The sequence below is a fragment of the uncultured Serinicoccus sp. genome, from assembly GCF_947487915.1.
GTDB lineage: Bacteria > Actinomycetota > Actinomycetes > Actinomycetales > Dermatophilaceae > Ornithinicoccus.
This window is the reverse complement of the sequence record NZ_CANKYH010000006.1, coordinates 78,524-96,577: the sequence shown is the minus strand read 5'-3', so window position 1 is coordinate 96,577 and position 18,054 is coordinate 78,524. Positions and strand designations below refer to the sequence as shown.

Below are 18,054 nucleotides of genomic sequence, written 5' to 3'. Positions count from 1 at the left end.
CGTCATCATGGTTGCGCTGTCATGGATCGTCCTCGTCGTCTCCGGCGTCCTCGAGGCCGTGTGGGCCGGGGCGCTCACCCGCTCCGAGGGGTTCACCCGCCTGTGGCCGAGCGTCGTCTTCGGGGTGGCCCTGGCCCTGAGCATGGCGGGCCTGGGGTGGTCGCTGCGCACGATCCCGCTCGGCACGGGGTATGCCGTGTGGGTCGGGATCGGCGTCGTGGGCACCGCGGCCTACGGGATCGTCGCGCTGGGGGAGCCGGCCACGGTCGCGCGCGTGCTGTGCCTGGTCGCGATCATCGCCGGGATCGTCGGTCTGAAGCTCACCTCGGGCGGCGCGCACTGAGGTTCTGGACATCGGTTTCTGGGGACGGGGGCTCAGAAACCACTGTCCACTTCGGACGAGGTGGGGTGCGCGGCATACCCTGGCGCCATGCGTATCTGCCGCTTCACCGACGGTGACGACCCCCGCTTCGGCCTCGTCGACGGGGCCGGGGAGCGGATCGCCGAGATCTCCGGCGACCCGCTCTACACCAAGATCGACCTGACCGGCCAGACTTTCGAGGTGGCCGACGTGCGCCTGCTGGCGCCGGTCATCCCGCGCAGCAAGGTCGTGGCCATCGGCCGCAACTACGCCGACCACGCGCGCGAGATGGGCAGCGAGCTCCCGGCCGAGCCGATGATGTTCTTCATCCCCAACACCTCGGTGTGCGGGCCCGGCGACCCGGTGGTCATCCCGTCCTTCGCGACCGAGATCTCCTACGAGGCCGAGCTCGCCGTCGTCATCGGGCGGATGTGCAAGGACGTCGCGGCGCAGGACGCGGCCTCGGTGGTCTTCGGCTACACCTGCGCCAACGACGTCACCGCGCGCGACCTGCAGCGCGGCGACGGGCAGTGGGCGCGGGCCAAGGGGATGGACACCTTCACCCCGCTCGGACCCTGGATCGAGACCGACCTGGACACCGCGGACCTGTCGGTGCGCTCGACCGTGGACGGCGAGCTGCGCCAGGACGGCACGACCGCCGACCTGCACTTCGAGATCCCCGAGCTCATCGCGCACGCGTCCGCGGCCTTCACCCTGCTCCCCGGCGACGTCATCCTCACCGGCACCCCGGCCGGCGTCGGCCCGATCACCGCCGGGCAGCGCTGCGAGGTCGAGATCGAGGGCATCGGGGCGCTCGCCAACCCGTTCGTGGCGGCGGACGACGACCTCTGAGATGACCGAGGCGCCCATCGGGGTCTTCGACTCCGGCTTCGGCGGCCTGACCGTCGCCCGCGAGGTCCTCGACCAGCTGCCGCACGAGTCGGTGCTCTACCTCGGTGACACCGCGCGCACGCCCTACGGGCCGCGACCCATCGCCCAGGTGCGCGAGTTCTCCCTCGAGTGCCTGGACCGGCTGGTCGAGCACGGGGTGAAGGCGCTGGTCATCGCCTGCAACAGCGCGTCCGCCGCGGTGCTCGCCGACGCGCGCGAGAGGTATGCCGTGCCCGTCGTCGAGGTCATCCGCCCCGCCGTCCGGCGGGCCATGGCCGTGACCCGCAACGGGCAGATCGGCGTCATCTCGACCGCGGCCACCCACCAGTCGCGGGCCTACGTCGACTCCTTCGTCGCCGCACCGCCCTCGGTGCGGGTGGCGAGCCAGCCCTGCCCGCGCTTCGTCGAGCTCGTCGAGGCGGGGGTCACCAGCGGGCCGGAGGTCATCGAGGTGGCGCAGGCCTACCTCGCGCCGCTGCAGGAGCGCGACATCGACACCCTCATCCTCGGCTGCACGCACTACCCGCTGCTGACACAGGCGCTGCAGTACGTCCTCGGGGAGCAGGTGCAGCTCGTCTCCTCGGCCGCGGCGACCGCGGCGGACCTCTTCCGGGTGCTCACCGACGGCGGGCTGCTCGCCGCCCAGGGCAACGTGCCGGTGCACCAGTGGCTCACCACCGGCGACCCGGACGGCTTCCACTACCTCGCCCGGCGCTTCCTCGGGCCCGAGGTCGAGCAGGTGCACCGGGCCTTCGTGGGCCGGCCGGAGGAGCGGGTCGCCTCGAACTGACGCCCCGGGCGCTGCTGTCGGGTCACTCCTGCCCCGGAGGCCCCGGCCGTCACGGACTGCGGAGACATGTCCGCCAGCGCACGGTATATCTCCGTCAGACGGCATCTTCTCCGCACGGTGTGACGGCTGGTGCGGGTGTGACGCATGAATTGTGCGGGCCACTCCTTGCCTCAATATATCGATACACGATAGATTGCTCTCGTTGGTCGACATCTGGGAGGAACCATGGACCGCTGGGTCGTCCGGGTGCTGCAGGGAGTGATCGCGGTGGCGCTGCTGGGTTCGCTCGTGGTGCAGCTGGTCGTCGTGCCGCTGCTGTGGCTGGACCTGGAGGCCGCGCCCCCGGGGATCAGGACCAGCCTCGCGGTCATCGGCGTGCTGGGGGTCCTGACGCTGCAGGTCGTCGGCGTCTGCGTGTGGCGCCTGCTGACCATGGTGTCGCGGCACACCGTCTTCAGCCCGGCGGCCTTCCGCTGGGTGGACGTGGCCATCGGTGCCATCGGCACCGGTGCGCTGCTCCTCCTCGCGCTGGCCGTCGTCGCCAGGAACGCCAACCACGCCGTCACGGGGGACGCGGTCGCGCCCGGCGTGGTCGGCCTCGTCTGCGGTGCCGCGCTGGTCGTCGGCGGCGTGGCGCTGCTGGTCTACGTGATGCGGACGCTGCTCGCGCAGGCGATCTCGCTGGGCGCCGAGGCACGTTCGCTGCAGTCCGAGCTCGACGAGGTCATCTGATGCCCATCGTCGTCGACATCGACGTCATGCTCGCGCGGCGCAAGATGGCCGTCGGTGTGCTGGCCGAGCGCGTCGGCATCACGCCGGCCAACCTCGCCGTGCTCAAGAACGGCCGCGCCAAGGCGGTCCGCTTCACCACCCTGGAGGCCCTGTGCCAGGTCCTGGAGTGCCAGCCCGGTGACCTGCTGCGGTGGGAGGACGACGCCGACGACGCCGACGACGCCGCCGGTGCCGACGGGATCGACCGGCGCGAGCCCGCCGATGAGCCCCGGGGCGGGTGACCCGGTGGGAGCTGCGCGCATCCCGGACCTCGACGTCCTCGTGGTCGGAGCCGGGCTGGCGGGACTCCGGGTCGCGACGGGGCTGGCCCGGCGCGGTCACGACGTCCTGCTCGCCGAGGCCCGACCGAGCCTGTCGGCCAGCATCCGCACGACCGGGATCTTCGTCCACCGCACGCTGCAGGACTACACCTTCCCGGACGGCGCCCTCGGCCCCCCGATCCGCCGGATGGTCCTCTACCCACCGGGACGGCGGCGCCCGGTCGAGCTGGTCAGCGCTCGCGAGGAGTTCCGCGTGGGCCGCATGGGGCTCATCTACGAGGCGGCCGGGGAGCAGGCGCTGCGCGCCGGGGTCGACCTGCGGCTGTCGACCCGGTATGCCGGCCGCGCCGGCGGGGTCTGCCGCCTCGAGGGCCCGCGTGGCGACCTGGACGTCCGTGCCCGGTATGTCGTGGGTGCCGACGGGGCCAGGTCCCGGGTCGCCCGTGACCTCGGGCTGGACCGCAACCGGCAGCTGCTGGTCGGCGCTGAGGAGGTCTACCCGATCGCGCCCCGTCCGGGGTCGACACCGGCCTTCCACTGCGTCCTCGACCCGCGCCTGGCCCCGGGGTACCTCGCCTGGGTCGTCGAGGACGGCGAGCACGTGCACCTCGGCACCGCGGGCTACCCCACCCGCTTCGAGGGAGGTCTGCGTCGTGCCCTGGAGGGCCTGCGGGCCGACCCGCCGGGACTGGACGGGGTGCGCAGGACCGGTCCGGTGGAGCAGCGGGCCGGGCCCATCCCCGTCGGTGGTCTGCTCCGCCGGATCAGCGGGCCCGACGGACTGCTCGTCGGCGACGCCGCAGGAGCCGTCTCCCCGCTCACGGCCGGAGGGCTCGACCCGTGCCTGCGGCTGTCCGACCGGGCGGTCGACTCGCTCGACGACGCGCTGCGGGGCGGCGGGCGCGGGTCTGCCGGCGGGCGCGGGTCACTGCACGGCTACGACGGACGCGCCCTGCGCCGCCGCCTGACCGGTCGCCTGGGCCTGCGGTCCGTGCTCGCGCACCTGCACCCACCCTGGGTCTACGAGGCAGGGTTCGAGCTGCTGCGCACGCCGGCGGGCCGGGCCGCGGCCCGCGCCGTGCTCCTCCACGACCAGTCCTTCCCGCTCGAGTCGCGACCGCGCGGGGCAGCGCTCTAGCGACCTGGCCGCCTGGGTCCGGCGGCCCGCCCACGGCGGGACGCACCGGCCGGTCGGCCCGGTCCCGTATCCTGGAGGTTCTTGCCCCACCCGCTGCATACCCAGAGAAACGGACCCATGGACCCTGGCTGTACCTACGGCTCACCCGCACGCTCCACCGAGCGGAGGGGTGAGTCGTGACCACCGCCATCATCCTGCTCCTCGTCGGCGTCCTGGCGATCGCCGTCATCATCGCGGCCAACGGCTACTTCGTCGCGCAGGAGTTCGCCTACATGTCGGTCGACCGGCTGCGCCTGGCGGCCGAGTCCGATGCCGGTGACGAGGCGGCCGCGCGGGCGCTCAAGGTCACCAAGCGCACCTCCTTCATGCTCTCCGGCGCCCAGCTGGGGATCACCGTCACCGGTCTGCTCGTCGGCTACGTCGCCGAGCCGCTCGTCGGCCGCGGGCTCTCCATCATCCTCGGCGGCACCGGGGTGCCCGAGGCCCTGAGCATCACCGTGGGCACCGTGGCGGCGCTGGCCATCGCGACCGTCGTGCAGATGGTCTTCGGTGAGCTCTACCCCAAGAACCTCGCGATCGCCAACGCCGGACCGCTGGCCCGCGCCCTGGCCCGGTCCACGCTCATCTACCTCGCGGTCTTCGGCTGGCTCATCAAGGTCTTCGACTGGTCCGCCAACGCTCTGCTGCGGCTGGTGCGGATCGAGCCGATCCACGACCTGGACACCACCGCGACCGCCGAGGACCTCGAGCGGATCGTGGCCGACTCCCGCGACAGCGGGGACCTGCCGGCCGAGCTGTCCGTGCTCCTCGACCGGATCCTCGACTTCCCGGACCAGGACGTCGAGCACGCCCAGGTGCCGCGCTCCCGGGTCGACGTCATCGACCCCGAGACCCCCGTCGACGAGCTGCGCCAGCTCATGGCGGAGGGGCATACCCGTTATCCCGTCGTCGACGGCGACGGGCAACCGGTCGGCGTGGTCAGCCTCGTGGACCTCCTGCGCAACCCCGCGGCCGGACGGGCCCACCAGATCATGCGTGAGCCCGTCATCGTGCCCACCCTCATGCCGCTGCCGGACGCGGTGGCCGAGCTGACCGGCTCGGGCCAGCAGCTGGCCTGCGTCGTGGACGAGTACGGCGGCTTCGCCGGGGTGCTCACGCTGGAGGACCTCGCGGAGGAGCTGCTCGGCGAGATCACGGACGAGCACGACGACGAGGTGCCCGAGGGCATCGTCGGCGAGGGGGAGGACGTCTGGCGCATGGACGGTGACGTGCACGTCGACGAGCTCCAGCGGGCCCTGGGCCACGACCTGCCCGAGGGCGACTACGAGACCGTCTCGGGGCTCGTCATCGCCGAGCTCGGCGCGCTGCCGGACGTCGGGCAGACCGTGGTCGTGGACCTCGCCGAGAACCCGAGCGAGCTCGTGCTCGAGGAGCGGGTGACGCGCTGCGTCGAGATCGAGGTCCTCGAGATCGACCGCCACGTGCCGAGCCTGCTGAGGGTCCGTCTGGTGGAGCGCTCGCTCGACGAGGCGCAGGTCGAGGAGCCGTCGTCGGAGGACGACGACGACCGCGGCGACCGCAGCGACCGCGGGGACGACCGGCGCGGAGACCGCGGCGATGACGACCACGACGGCGGTGACGACCGGCCCCGGGACGTCGATGCCGGGAGCAGGGAGGAGCAGCGATGAACGCCCTCACCGTCGTCCTCGTCACCATCGGTCTCATCGTGCTCAGCGCGATCTTCGTCATCGTGGAGTTCTCGTTGCTCGGCGCCCGCCGCAGCCGGCTGGAGCAGGAGGCCGAGCACTCCCCGTCCGCGCGGGCCGCCCTGCGCAGCATGAACGAGCTCACCGTCATGCTGGCCGGGGCCCAGCTCGGGATCACGGCGTGCACCTTCGCGCTCGGCGCGGTCACCAAGCCCGCTGTGGACTACCGGCTCGGCCCGGTCCTGGCGGACCTGGGCCTGCCCGGGTGGGTCGCCGGAGGTACGTCGTTCGCGATCTCCCTGCTCCTCGTCACCTTCCTGCACCTCGTGGTCGGTGAGATGGCGCCCAAGTCGTGGGCGATCGCCCACCCCGAGCGCGCTGCCAAGCTGGTGTCGGTGCCGATGCGCGGCTTCATCGCCGTCGTGCGGCCGCTGCTGGTCTGGGTCAACTCCCTCGCCAACCGACTGGTCAGCGCGAGCGGCATCACCCCGGTCGACCGCGCGGCGGTCGGCGGCCAGGACGTGCACACCATCCGGGTGCTCGTCGAGCAGTCGGCCGCCGAGGGTGCGCTGGAGAGCAGCTACCAGGAGCAGATCTCCGACGCCCTCGAGCTGCAGGACCTCACCCTGGGCGAGCTGGCGCCCGAGCACGTCGACCTCGCCGCCGTCGGCTCCGACGCGACCGTCGAGCAGGTGCAGGCCGTCGCGGCGCGCACCGGGCACAAGCGGATCCTCATGCTGGACGACGACACCACCGACCCCCGCGTCGTGCACGTCCGGGACACCCTCATGCACGACGCGCAGGAGCCGGCCGAGCCGGTGGCCCGCCCCGCGCTCGTCCTGCCAGCCACGACCCCGGTCTACGAGGCGCTCACCCTCATGCGCGGGTTCGGCGAGCAGCTCGTCGTGCTGCGTAGCGACGAGCGGCTCACCGGGCTGGTGAGCATCGCGGACATCATGCACCGCGTGCTGCCCCGGGAACGTCAGCCGCAGTGAGGCTCACCGTCGTGGGCTGCTCCGGGTCGGTGCCCGGGCCGCAGGCTGCGGCCAGCTGCTACCTCGTCACCGCGCACGACGGCGAGCGCAGCTGGCGGGTGCTGCTCGACCTGGGGTCGGGCGCGCTCGGGCCGCTGCAACGGCATACCGATCCGCTCGCCCTCGACGCCGTCCTGCTGTCCCACCTGCACCCGGACCACTGCCTCGACCTCACCGGCCTGTCCGTGCTGCGTCGACACGGCCCGGTGCCGGCGACGAGCGACCTCCCCGTCTGGGGGCCTCCGGGCGTGGCCGAGCGGATGGCCCGGGCGCACGGGGTGCGGCAGGCCGAGACCCTGCCCGGTTTCCGCTTCGGCGAGCTGTCCCACGAGTCGCCACTGCGACTCGGGCCGTTCGTCATCACGCCGTATGCCGTCCGGCACCCGGTCCCTGCCTTCGGGCTGCGGCTCGCCTGCGGTGACGCCGTGCTCGCCTACACCGGGGACACCGACACGTGTGCGGAGCTCTCGCCACTGCTCACCGGAGCCGGGCTCGCGCTCGTCGAGGCCGGCTTCGGCGAGGAGGAGCAGGGTCGGGGGATCCACCTGACGCCGCGGCGGGCCGCCGACGCCGTCAGCGGGGCCGGAGGTGTCGGACGTCTGCTGCTGACGCACCTGCCACCCTGGGCGGAGCCGGACCGCGCGCTGCAGGAGGCGGGGCAGCGGTGGTCGGGGCCGGTGGCGGTGGCAGCCCCTGGGCAGGAGTGGGAGGTCGGCGCGGGCTGAAGGTTCGCCGGGGCGGGGTTACGAGAGTGTGACGATGTCCGGCTCGGGGAGGCGGGTGCCGGGGGCGGCGCGCATGATGGAGACATGGTCATGACTCGCGACCCCGAGACCGGGACCGGCGACCGGCGACCGGTCCGGCGCGGCCCGCTCGCCGCTCTCGCCGGGGTGGCCGCAGGTGCCGCCACCCTCGGCACGGCCGAGCTGCTGGCCGCCCTCTGGACCCGGTGGCTCGGCTCGGCCGGCACGTCCTCACCGCTGCTCGCGGTCGGGGGCGCGTTCGTCGACCGCACCCCGCCCTGGCTCAAGGACTGGGCGGTCGCGACCTTCGGCACGGCCGACAAGGTGGCCCTCGGGGTCGGCATGGCGATCACCCTGACGGTGGCGTGCGCCCTGCTGGGCGTGCTCGCCTGGCGACGTCCCGCTCTCGGGGTGGGTGCCTTCGCGGCCGTCGGCGTCGTCGGGCTGCTGGCCGTGCTCAGCCGCCCCGCGACCGGGGTGGTCGACCTCGTCCCCACGGCGCTCGGCGTCGTGGTCGGCATCCAGGTCCTGCGCTGGCTCACCGGCATGGTGGCCGGTCTGCGGGCGGCAGCGCCCGGCGGCCCGACCCACCCGGCGGCCACCCGGACGGGCGGGGCCTCCCGACGTCAGGTGCTGCTGACGGCCGGGGGTGTCACCGGGGTCGGGGCGCTCGGCGTCCTCGCGGGGCAGCTGCTGAGCACCGTGGGGCGGGCGGCGACCCGGACGGCGCAGGCCATCGGTCTGCCCACCCCCGTGAGCACGGTGAGCGTCCCGGACGACGCCTCCAGCAGCATCACCGGCCACTCGGACTACCTGACCGACAACGCCGACTTCTATCGCATCGACACGGCGCTGCGCGTGCCGCGGGTCGACGCGCAGGGGTGGACGCTGCGGGTGACCGGCATGGTCGACGAGGAGATCGAGATCAGCTATGACGACCTGCTCGCCGAGGAGCACGTCGAGGCCTTGGTGACGCTGACCTGCGTGTCCAACCAGGTCGGGGGCGACCTCGTCGGCAACTCGCGCTGGCAGGGCTGGCCGGTCCGTGAGCTGCTCGCCCGGGCCGGGGTGCGGCCGGAGGCCGACATGGTGCTCTCGCGCAGCGTCGACGGCTGGACGGCCGGCACGCCGATCGAGGCGCTCACCGACGAGCGCGACTCCCTGCTCGCGGTGGCCATGAACGGGGAGCCTCTCCCGGCCGAGCACGGCTATCCCGTCCGGCTGGTCGTGCCGGGGCTCTACGGCTACGTCTCGGCGACCAAGTGGGTCACCGAGCTCAAGGTCACCCGCTTCGACGAGGACGAGGGCTACTGGACCCCCCGCGGGTGGTCCGAGCGGGGCCCGATCAAGACGGCCTCGCGCATCGACGTGCCGCGCTCCGGCGGCGAGCTCGCGCCGGACGCCGACGGATCGGTCACCCTGGCGGGGGTGGCCTGGGCGCAGCACCGGGGCGTCGACCGGGTCGAGCTGCAGGTCGACGACGGGGACTGGCAGGAGGCCACCTTGCTCGCCGAGCCGAGCGTGGACTCCTGGCGGTTGTGGACGTACACCTGGCCCGACGCCGTCCCCGGCAACCACCAGGTGCGCGTGCGCGCGACCGACGCGACCGGCGAGACGCAGACCGAGCAGACGGCCTCCCCGGCCCCGGACGGGGCCAGCGGCTGGCACACGGTGGACTTCTCTGTCGCCTGACGCACCGGACGCGGGCGCGGGTCGCCTCGCACGCGTCCCCACCACGCGTCCGGTGTGGCTCTAGCGTGCGCTCGGGGTGGGGGTAGGTGCGTGGGTGTCGGTCTGGGCGTAGGGGTGCGCGGGGGTGCGTGCGAGGGCGTGGCGCACCGGGCGGGCGCCGGCCCAGGCCAGGCTGGCGGCGACGAGGGTGGCGAGGACGGTCACCGCGAAGGCCGGCTGGTGGCCGCCGAGGTCGGCGAGGCGGCCGGCGAGGGCGGCGCCGACGGCATACCCGGTCCCGGTCATCGCCGCGAGGATCGTCATCGCGGCGCCCAGCCGGCGGGCCGGGGTGGTGCGCTCGGCCAGCGTGAAGGTCGTGATCATCGACGGCGCGATGGCCACCCCCAGGCACAGCAGGGCGACCGCCAGCGATCCCAGGGAGCCCACGAGCAGCAGGGGCAGGGAGAGCAGGACCATCGCGCTGGTGAAGCCGCGCAGCCGACGCACGTGCCCGATGCTCTCGGGCAGGGCGACGACGGCCAGCCCGGCCAGCACGCTCCCCACCCCCAGCAGCGCGTGCAGCAACCCCGTCAGGCCCGGGTGGCCGGCCTGCGTCGCGAGCACCGAGGTGCCCGTCTGGATGGAGCCGAACACCATGCCGATGCCCAGCTGCGTCCCGGCGAGCACCAGCAGCGCCGGCGTCAGCAGGCGCACCCGGCTCGCCGGGCCGGGCGGGGCGGCGCCGACCAGCGCCACCGTCGGGTGCAGCGCGAACCACGTGCCGAACGCGCCGAGCAGCAGGGCCGCCACGACGAGCGAGGTGACCGGCGCCGCGACCGCCACGATGACGCCGACGAGCGCCGGGCCGAGCACGAAGGACGCCTCGTCGGCCGACCCCTCGTAGGAGAACGCGGCGTCCATGACGCGGGGGTCTGCCCCGGGCATCGCGCCGCTGATCGGCCGCCAGCGCACCCGCGCCATCGTCCCGATCTGCGGCACGAAGGCTCCCGTCAGGGCCGCCGCCGCCGGCAGCGTCCACCAGGGCTCGCCCGGTTCCAGGGTGATGGTCAGGGTGGCCAGCACGAGGAGCCCGAGGGTGCCGACGAGGCTCTGCACGAGCAGGACGGGGCGCTGCCCCACCCGGTCGGTGAGCGAGCCGGCGACCGGCGCGCCGACCGCGTTGGCGAGGGCGAGGGCGCCCGCGGTGGCGCCGCCGGCTGCATACGACCCGGTCGCGCCGGACACCGCGAGCAGCGCGGCGATCTGCGACATGGCGAGCGGCAGCCGCCCGAGGAAGGCGATGACGACGTAGAGGGGCCCGGTCAGGGCGAAGAGATGACGGTAGGACTGCACGGGGGACAAGGGGTATGCCTCTCGCATCGGTCCGTGAGCACGGACGCGCGCGCCGTCCCAGCCACCCGGCGCGCAGAACCCTTGTCAAGCACCTCCATTCTACCCCCGGGAGGCAGGGCCCCGGGTCCGGCACCCGACCGGGCCGCGCCTGCCGCACCGCTCAGGCGATGATCCTGCGCTGGCGGTCGCCGCGGTCCAGGGCGTCGACCCGTCCGCCTCCCGATCGGCCCGCCAGCACGTCCGCCCAGGCGAGGACGAGGCGGGGGACCACCTGCTCCAGCTGCTCGGGCGGCAGGACGAAGGGCAACCGGATCCAGCCGTCCAGCCCGCCTCCGGCGGCGAAGTTGGGCCCGGAGGCCAGCGCGACGTCGTAGCGGCGGGCGGCGGCCGCCAGCGCGGTGGAGGACCCCTCGGGCAGCCGGCACCACAGCGACATCCCGCCCGTCGGCACCCGCACCTGCCAGTCGGGCAGCTGGGCGCGCAGGGCCCGGAGCAGCGTGTCCCGCCGCTCGCGCAGCCGCGCCCGGTGCTCGAGCAGGATCTCGTCGGCACGGTCGAGCAGGTGGACGAGCACCAGCTGCTCCAGGACCGGCACCCCCAGGTCGAGCCGCAGCCGGCTGGCGGCCATCTCCTCCATCCGGGAGCGCGGGACCCGCAGCCAGCCGACCCGCAACCCGCCCCAGAACGACTTGCTCGCGCTGCCCGCGGTCACGGCGGTGGGCACGTGCGCCCCCAGCGGCTCCGGCATGGGCTGACCCTCCAGGGCGAGCTCGGCGGGTGACTCGTCGACGACCGGCACGACGCCGTGGCGCCGCAGCACCCGGCCCACCTCCTCGCGCTGGGCGCTGCTCATGAGCGCTCCGGTGGGGTTGTGGAAGTCGGGGATGAGGTAGGCCGCCCGCACGCCCGACTGCTGCACCGTCCGCGCCAGCGCGTCGACCTCCCAGTTGTGGTCCACGTGGTCGATGGGATGCGGGACGATCCTCGCCCCGGCTCCCTCCAGGGTGGCGATGGCGTTGGGGTAGGTCGGGGTCTCCACGAGCACCCGGTCGCGTCGCTGGATCAGCGCCCGGAGCGAGATGGCGACCGCGGCGAGGGCGCCGGGGGTGACGAGCACCTGGTCCGGCGTGGTGGCCAGGCCCCGTGTGGTGAAGCGGTCGGCGATGCGCTCCCGGAGCACCGGCAGGCCGCTGGGGTAGTAACCGGTGCCGCAGAGGTAGGCCCCCAGGTCCTCCGCCGCGCGGGCGTAGGCGTCCGCGATGCCGGCCGGGGCGCCCGGGGCGGTGATCGTGAGGTCCAGCGCCCCCTCGTCGAGCGCGGCCGGGGTGAGCAGGTGATCGACCCGGCCCCCCGGCACCCGCGGCAGCTGGACCACGCTGCCCGAGCCGCGGCGGGTGGCGAGATAGCCCTGGGTGCGCAGCTCGGCGTACGCCCGGGTCACCGTGGTCCGGCTGAGCCCGATCGGTCCGGTGAGGTCGCGCTCGCTCGGAAGCCGGACGCCCTGCGGCAGCCGGCCGTCGACGATCGTGCGTCGCAGGGCCTCGGCCAGGCGGGCGTAGGCGGGGCCGTCCCCCGCCAGCGCCGGCAGCACGAGGTCGGCGACGCGGGAGGCGGGGGCGAGAGGCGGCATACCCCCACTGTGGCGTGGCAGTGGCCTCCTCGTCCATAGCCACCTGGTGTCCACCGGTCCTCAGGTGGCTATGGATCGCGGGACCACTTGCTCTCATCCTGGAGGGCGTGAGCATCTCGGACAGCACGATGGGACGGACCGGTCGTCGAGCCCTCCAGGGGGCCAGGACCCGGGCCCGCGACCCCCGCCGCCAGCTGGCCGCCCTCGGGCCGGTGGAGCAGCTGCGCGCCGGCCGGCTCGGGCGACGGGTCGCCCAGCTGCTGGTCGGCCTGGCGCTCTACGGCGCGTCGATCGGCTTCATGGTCCGCGGGGTGCTCGGCAACATGCCGTGGGACGTCCTGCACCAGGGCATCGCGCGGCACGTCCCGCTGAGCCTGGGCACGATCATCGTGGCCATGTCGGTGATCGTGCTGCTGCTGTGGCTCCCGCTGCGGCAGCCGCCCGGTCTGGGCACGGTGGCGAACGCGCTCCTGGTGGGGGTGGCGGCCGACGCGACGCTCTGGCTCGTGCCGCCCGGCGAGGGGTGGCTGGAGCGGACCGCGCTCATGGCGGGCGGGGTGCTGCTCAACGGGGTCGCCAGCGCGATGTACATCGGGGCCCAGCTCGGGCCCGGCCCTCGTGACGGCCTCATGACCGGCCTCGCCCGGCGCACCGGATGGTCGCTCCGGCTGGTCCGGACGGGGATCGAGGTCACCGTCATCGCGCTGGGCTGGTTGCTCGGCGGGGTGGTGGGCCTCGGGACCGTGCTCTACGCCGTCGCGATCGGCCCGCTGACCCAGGCGCTGCTGCCGTGGTTCACGGTCGACCTCTCGCCCCGGACGCGCGGGAGGGCCCGCCGCGACGAGCTCAGTGGTGGCGCAGGGCGTCGATGAGCTCGTCCTTGGTCATCGAGGACCGACCCTCGATGTCGAGCTCGGCCGCGCGCTCGCGCAGCTCGTCCACGGTCCGGTCCTCGTAGTTCTCGGCCTCGCCGCCGCGCTCGCCGACGTCCGAGCGCGAGGACCTGGCGGCCGCGTTGGCGATCCGCGCGGCCTTCTCCTTGCTGGCGCCGTCCTCGCGCACTGCCTCGTAGACCTCCGGGTCCTTGACGCTGGGTCCCGGGTCCTCCGTCTTCTTCTCACCTGCCATGCGCCCGACGGTATGCCGTGACAGGCTGGGTCGCATGGCGAACACCCCCGACCGTCCGGTCCGGCTCGGCGTGCAGGTCCAGCCGCAGCACGCGACCTACCAGCAGATCCGCGACACCGTCAGCCGCCTCGAGGACGCCGGGGTCGACGTCGTGATGACCTGGGACCACTTCTTCCCGCTCACCGGCGAGCCGGACGGGCTGCACTTCGAGTGCTGGACCACTCTCGGCGCCTGGGCCGAGCAGACCTCGCGGGTCGAGATCGGCGCGCTGGTGACCTGCAACTCCTACCGCAACCCCGACCTGCTCGCCGACATGGCGCGCACCGTCGACCACGTCAGCGAGGGGCGGCTCATCCTGGGGATCGGCTCGGGCTGGTTCGAGCGGGACTACGAGGAGTACGGCTACGAGTTCGGCACCGCCGGCTCACGGCTGGACGACCTGGCCGCCGCGATGCCGCGCATCCGCGAGCGCTGGGCGCGGCTCAACCCGGCGCCCACCCGGCCGATCCCGGTGATGATCGGTGGCGGCGGGGAGAAGAAGACGCTGCGCATCGTCGCCGAGCACGCGACGATCTGGCACTCCTTCGGGGACGCCGACACCCTGCGGCACAAGCTCGGGGTCCTCGGGCGGCACTGCGAGGACGTCGGGCGGGACCCGGGCGAGATCGAGGTGTCGGTCGCGGCCGCGGGCTCCCTCGAGCAGGGTCCCGGGGAGGACGCGGAGGCGAAGTATGCCGCGGGCGCGCGGCTGTTCACCGTGCACACCAGCGGCCCGGACCACCCGCTGGACCAGCTCGAGGCCTGGGTCGCCTGGCGGGACGAGCACAACCGCTGAGCGACCAGGGGCGGTGCCCGGTGGGAGCGCGGACCACCCGGCGCAGCCGGTGCGTCGGTCCACGAGGTGGGGGCGAGCGCATACCCTGGCTGGCATGACCTCACGCCACGACGGCCGCAGCGCCGACCAGCTCCGCGAGATCCGCATCACCCGTCACTGGCTCGACCACGCCGAGGGCAGCGTGCTGGTGGAGTTCGGGCGGACCCGGGTGCTGTGCGCCGCGTCGTTCACCGGCGGCGTGCCCCGCTGGCGCAGGGGCAGCGGCAAGGGTTGGACGACCGCCGAGTACGCCATGCTCCCGCGCTCCACCCACACCCGCTCGGACCGCGAGTCGGTCAAGGGCAGGCTGGGGGGTCGCACGCACGAGATCAGCCGGCTCATCGGCCGCTCCCTGCGGGCGGTCGTCGACCTGGATGCGTTGGGGGAGAACACCATCCAGATCGACTGCGACGTCCTGCAGGCCGACGGCGGCACCCGGACGGCCGCCATCACCGGCGCCTACGTCGCCCTGGTCGACGCCGTGGAGACCGCCCGCGCCAAGGGCCTCATCGCGAAGAAGGCCGAGCCCATCACCGGCTCGGTCGCGGCCGTCAGCGTCGGGGTGGTCGACGGGGAGCCGGTGCTCGACCTGGACTACCCCGAGGACTCCGGCGCCGAGACCGACATGAACGTCGTCATGACCGGTGACGGGCGGTTCATCGAGGTGCAGGGCACCGCCGAGGGGACCCCCTTCGACCGGGAGCTGCTCGACGCCCTGCTCGACCTCGCCGCCGAGGGCTGCGCCGAGCTCACCGCCCGCCAGGCCGCGGCGTTCGGCGCCGACGACATCGGTGGCGCCGACAGCCACGCCGCGGGGGCGGACGTGGACCAGGGGCCGCCGACGTGGTGAGCGGGTCCGCGACCCCCGGGGAGCCGGACCGCCGGATCGTCCTGGCGACCCGCAACCCGGGCAAGGTCGGCGAGCTGCGCGACATCCTCGCCGACGCGCTCGACCGGGCCGGCCTGGAGCTCGTGGGGCTGGACGCCTTCCCGGACCTCGAGGACGTCGTGGAGTCCGGGGTCACCTTCGCGCAGAACGCCCTGCTCAAGGCCCGGTATGCCGCGGCCGCCACCGGCCTCCCCGCGCTCGCCGACGACTCCGGCCTGGCGGTCGACGTCCTGCGCGGCGCCCCGGGGATCTTCTCGGCCCGCTGGTCCGGCCCGTTCGCGAAGGCCACCGGGCGCACCAAGGACGAGGCCAACAACGACCTCCTGCTCGCCCAGCTCGCCGACGTGCCCGACGAGCACCGGGGTGCCGAGTTCGTCTGCGCCGCGGCGCTCGTGCTCCCGGACGCCCGCATCCCCGAGGACGTCGTCGCCGCCGGTGGCACCACCCCGCAGCTCCCGGACGTCGAGTGGGTCCGGGAGGGCCGGTGCCGCGGCGTGCTCGGTCGGGAGCCCCGGGGGAGCAACGGCTTCGGCTACGACCCGCTGCTGGTCCGCCCCGACGGACGAACGCTGGCCGAGCACACCAGCGCCGAGAAGCACGCGATCTCCCACCGCGGCGAGGCCTTCCGGGTCCTGGGCCACGACCTCGTCAGCCTCCTGACCTGACCGCGGTCCGCGTCGAGGCGCGCACCGCATACCCTGGTCCCCTGACCCGTGGTCAAGGACGAAGGAAACGACACCTCCATGCCCCACCAGTGGCGCGGCGTCATCGCCGAGTATGCCGACCGTCTGCCCGCGTCGATCACCGAGCAGGTGGTCACGCTGCGCGAGGGCGGCACGCCGCTCATCCCCGCGGAGCACCTCAGCGATCTCGTGGGGGCGCAGGTGCACGTCAAGTACGAGGGCCTCAACCCCACCGGCTCGTTCAAGGACCGTGGCATGACGGCGGCCATCAGCGACGCCGCACGCCAGGGTGCCCAGGCCGTGATCTGCGCGTCGACGGGCAACACCAGCGCCAGCGCCGCGGCCTACGCCACCAAGGCCGGGATGGAGTGCGGCGTCCTCGTGCCGGACGGCAAGATCGCCATGGGCAAGCTGAGCCAGGCCATCGCCGGGGGCGCGACCCTCATCCAGGTGCGCGGCAACTTCGACGACTGCCTCACGCTCGCCCGCAAGCTGGCGGAGGCCTACCCCGTCGAGCTGGTCAACTCGGTCAACCCGGCCCGCATCGAGGGGCAGAAGACTGCCGCCTTCGAGGTCGTCGACGCGCTGGGGGACGCGCCGGACATCCACTGCCTGCCGGTCGGCAACGCGGGCAACATCACCGCCTACTGGCAGGGCTACGGGGAGTACGCCGACCCGCACGCCCCCGGGGCCGCCGGCCACGCCCCCGCGACCCGGCGTCCGCGGATGTGGGGCTTCCAGGCCGCGGGCGCCGCGCCGATCGTCAAGGGCCACCCGGTCGACGACCCGGAGACCATCGCCACCGCCATCCGCATCGGCAACCCGGCGTCGTGGGCGCAGGCGGAGGCCGCGCGGGAGGAGTCCGGTGGGGTCATCGAGGCGGTGACCGACGAGGAGATCCTCACCGCGCACCGGCTGCTGTCCTCGCGCGAGGGGATCTTCGTCGAGCCCGCGTCGGCGGCCTCGGTCGCGGGGCTGCTGAAGCGGCACGCCGCGGGCCAGGTGCCGGCCGGCGCGACGATCGTCTGCACGGTCACCGGCCACGGCCTCAAGGACCCGCAGTGGGCGCTCAAGGGCGCCGACGGCAGCGACGTCGACCCGGTGCGCGTGTCGGTCGACGTCGTGAGCGTCGCCGACGCTCTCGGGCTGGAGTGATGGGCGCGCTGACCCCGGGCGCGGCCGCCCGGGTGCGGGTCCCTGCGAGCAGCGCCAACCTCGGTCCCGGTTTCGACAGCGTCGGGCTCGCGCTGGGCCTCTGGGACGAGTATGCCGTCGAGGTCCTCCCCGAGGCCGGTCACCTCGAGGTGGTGCTCGCCGGGCAGGGTGCGGGGGAGCTCGCCACCGACGGACGGCACCTGGTGGCCACCCGGCTGCGGGAGGCGCTGGAGGCGTGCGGCGTGGGGTGGCTGGAGGGCTACGGGCTGCGGCTGACCTGCGCCAACACCATCCCGATGTCGGCGGGGATGGGCAGCTCGGCGTCGGCCATCGTCGGTGGGCTCGGGCTCGGGTTCGCGCTCGTCCGCGACGGCGAGCTCACCGAGGCCGACCTGGGCCTGGTCAACACCCGTGCGGGGGTGGCCGAGGGGCACCCGGACAACTCCTCGGCCTCGGTGTGGGGCGGCCTCACGGTGTCGTGGATGCCGAGCCCGCGGGTCGTGCGCACCGCCCGGCCCGCCGTGCACCCCGACGTGGTGCCGGTGGTGCTGGTGCCCGCGGACCAGCGGCTCGACACCGCCACCGCGCGCGCGGTGCTCGGCCCGACGGTGGCGCGGCCGGACGCGGTGCGTCAGGCGGGTCGGGCCGCCCTGCTCGTGCACGCGCTCACCACCGAGCCGGCGCTGCTGCTCGACGCGACGAGCGACTGGCTGCACCAGGAACAGCGGCGGGCGGCCTACCCGGTGACCATGGGGGCGGTCGACACGCTGCGCGGGCTGGGCCACGCCGCCGTCGTGTCCGGCGCCGGACCCACCGTCCTCTGCCTCACGACGACCGACCTGGCCCCCACCGTCCTCGCCGAGGCCCGCACGTGGGGCCGCGGCTGGCGGGTCCTGAGCCCCGGCATACCGGAGCGCGGCCTGCACGTCCCCCCCGCGCCGGGGCCGCGCTGACGC

19 protein-coding genes are annotated in these 18,054 nt (G+C 74.1%); 16 read left to right on the top strand and 3 right to left on the bottom strand.

Annotation, left to right across the window (positions count from 1 at the left end; translation table 11 throughout):
* Positions 1-16 precede the first annotated feature (16 nt).
* From Q0795_RS09070 to Q0795_RS09025, 10 genes are all read left to right on the top strand, one after another.
* Positions 17-343: an SMR family transporter gene (locus Q0795_RS09070; RefSeq protein WP_298748173.1), complete on the top strand. Its 327-nt coding sequence runs from the start codon at positions 17-19 to the stop codon at positions 341-343.
* Between the two features lie 87 nt (positions 344-430).
* A complete protein-coding gene (locus Q0795_RS09065) occupies positions 431-1,213 on the top strand; it encodes a fumarylacetoacetate hydrolase family protein (protein ID WP_298888995.1) in 783 nt (260 codons plus the stop codon).
* Position 1,214: 1 nt separating this feature from the next.
* The gene (gene murI / locus Q0795_RS09060) at positions 1,215-2,042 is read left to right on the top strand and encodes a glutamate racemase (RefSeq protein WP_298888993.1); all 828 of its coding nucleotides are present in this window, start codon (positions 1,215-1,217) and stop codon (positions 2,040-2,042) included.
* 225 nt (positions 2,043-2,267) lie between these two features.
* Positions 2,268-2,774 (top strand): DUF2975 domain-containing protein, encoded by a 507-nt coding sequence (locus Q0795_RS09055; protein WP_298888991.1) that lies wholly within the window; start codon positions 2,268-2,270, stop codon positions 2,772-2,774.
* A complete protein-coding gene (locus Q0795_RS09050; protein ID WP_298888989.1) occupies positions 2,774-3,055 on the top strand; it encodes a helix-turn-helix transcriptional regulator in 282 nt (93 codons plus the stop codon). Before Q0795_RS09055 ends, Q0795_RS09050 begins: the two co-directional genes overlap by 1 nt.
* A gap of 4 nt (positions 3,056-3,059) precedes the next feature.
* Positions 3,060-4,232 carry an NAD(P)/FAD-dependent oxidoreductase gene (locus Q0795_RS09045; RefSeq protein ID WP_298888988.1) on the top strand — a complete coding sequence of 391 codons (1,173 nt, stop codon included), beginning with the start codon at positions 3,060-3,062 and terminating at the stop codon, positions 4,230-4,232.
* A 176-nt stretch (positions 4,233-4,408) separates the two neighbouring features.
* Entirely contained in the window at positions 4,409-5,920 is a 1,512-nt protein-coding gene (locus Q0795_RS09040) for a hemolysin family protein (protein ID WP_298888986.1), read from the top strand.
* Entirely contained in the window at positions 5,917-6,933 is a 1,017-nt protein-coding gene (locus tag Q0795_RS09035; RefSeq protein ID WP_298888984.1) for a hemolysin family protein, read from the top strand. The genes Q0795_RS09040 and Q0795_RS09035 overlap by 4 nt, the downstream gene beginning before the upstream one ends.
* Positions 6,930-7,697, top strand: coding sequence for an MBL fold metallo-hydrolase (locus Q0795_RS09030; protein WP_298888982.1), 768 nt, complete (start codon positions 6,930-6,932; stop codon positions 7,695-7,697). The genes Q0795_RS09035 and Q0795_RS09030 overlap by 4 nt, the downstream gene beginning before the upstream one ends.
* Positions 7,698-7,781: 84 nt before the next feature.
* Positions 7,782-9,407, top strand: a complete 1,626-nt coding sequence (locus tag Q0795_RS09025) for a molybdopterin-dependent oxidoreductase (protein WP_298888980.1) — start codon at positions 7,782-7,784, stop codon at positions 9,405-9,407.
* Between the two features lie 60 nt (positions 9,408-9,467).
* Here the strand turns inward: Q0795_RS09025 and Q0795_RS09020 are convergent, their stop codons facing one another.
* Positions 9,468-10,739 (bottom strand): MFS transporter, encoded by a 1,272-nt coding sequence (locus Q0795_RS09020; RefSeq protein ID WP_298889306.1) that lies wholly within the window; start codon positions 10,737-10,739, stop codon positions 9,468-9,470.
* 160 nt (positions 10,740-10,899) lie between these two features.
* Complete coding sequence (locus Q0795_RS09015; RefSeq protein ID WP_298888978.1) at positions 10,900-12,369, bottom strand: PLP-dependent aminotransferase family protein; 1,470 nt, start codon at positions 12,367-12,369, stop codon at positions 10,900-10,902.
* 128 nt (positions 12,370-12,497) lie between these two features.
* On the opposite strand from Q0795_RS09015, the gene Q0795_RS09010 reads away from it, so the two are divergent.
* A complete protein-coding gene (locus Q0795_RS09010) occupies positions 12,498-13,241 on the top strand; it encodes a hypothetical protein (RefSeq protein ID WP_298889304.1) in 744 nt (247 codons plus the stop codon).
* Here the strand turns inward: Q0795_RS09010 and Q0795_RS09005 are convergent.
* Complete coding sequence (locus tag Q0795_RS09005) at positions 13,216-13,497, bottom strand: Rho termination factor N-terminal domain-containing protein (protein ID WP_298888976.1); 282 nt, start codon at positions 13,495-13,497, stop codon at positions 13,216-13,218. The two genes, Q0795_RS09010 and Q0795_RS09005, sit on opposite strands and share 26 nt — an antisense overlap.
* A gap of 34 nt (positions 13,498-13,531) precedes the next feature.
* On the opposite strand from Q0795_RS09005, the gene Q0795_RS09000 reads away from it, so the two are divergent.
* From Q0795_RS09000 to Q0795_RS08980, 5 genes are all read left to right on the top strand, one after another.
* Complete coding sequence (locus tag Q0795_RS09000) at positions 13,532-14,332, top strand: LLM class F420-dependent oxidoreductase (protein ID WP_298888974.1); 801 nt, start codon at positions 13,532-13,534, stop codon at positions 14,330-14,332.
* Positions 14,333-14,426: 94 nt separating this feature from the next.
* Entirely contained in the window at positions 14,427-15,221 is a 795-nt protein-coding gene (gene rph, locus Q0795_RS08995) for a ribonuclease PH (RefSeq protein WP_298888972.1), read from the top strand.
* Positions 15,218-15,925, top strand: a complete 708-nt coding sequence (locus Q0795_RS08990; protein ID WP_298888971.1) for a non-canonical purine NTP pyrophosphatase — start codon at positions 15,218-15,220, stop codon at positions 15,923-15,925. The genes rph and Q0795_RS08990 overlap by 4 nt, the downstream gene beginning before the upstream one ends.
* Positions 15,926-16,003: 78 nt before the next feature.
* A complete protein-coding gene (gene thrC / locus Q0795_RS08985) occupies positions 16,004-17,098 on the top strand; it encodes a threonine synthase (RefSeq protein WP_298888969.1) in 1,095 nt (364 codons plus the stop codon).
* Positions 17,098-18,051 (top strand): homoserine kinase, encoded by a 954-nt coding sequence (locus Q0795_RS08980; protein ID WP_298888967.1) that lies wholly within the window; start codon positions 17,098-17,100, stop codon positions 18,049-18,051. Before thrC ends, Q0795_RS08980 begins: the two co-directional genes overlap by 1 nt.
* Positions 18,052-18,054: the final 3 nt, after the last annotated feature.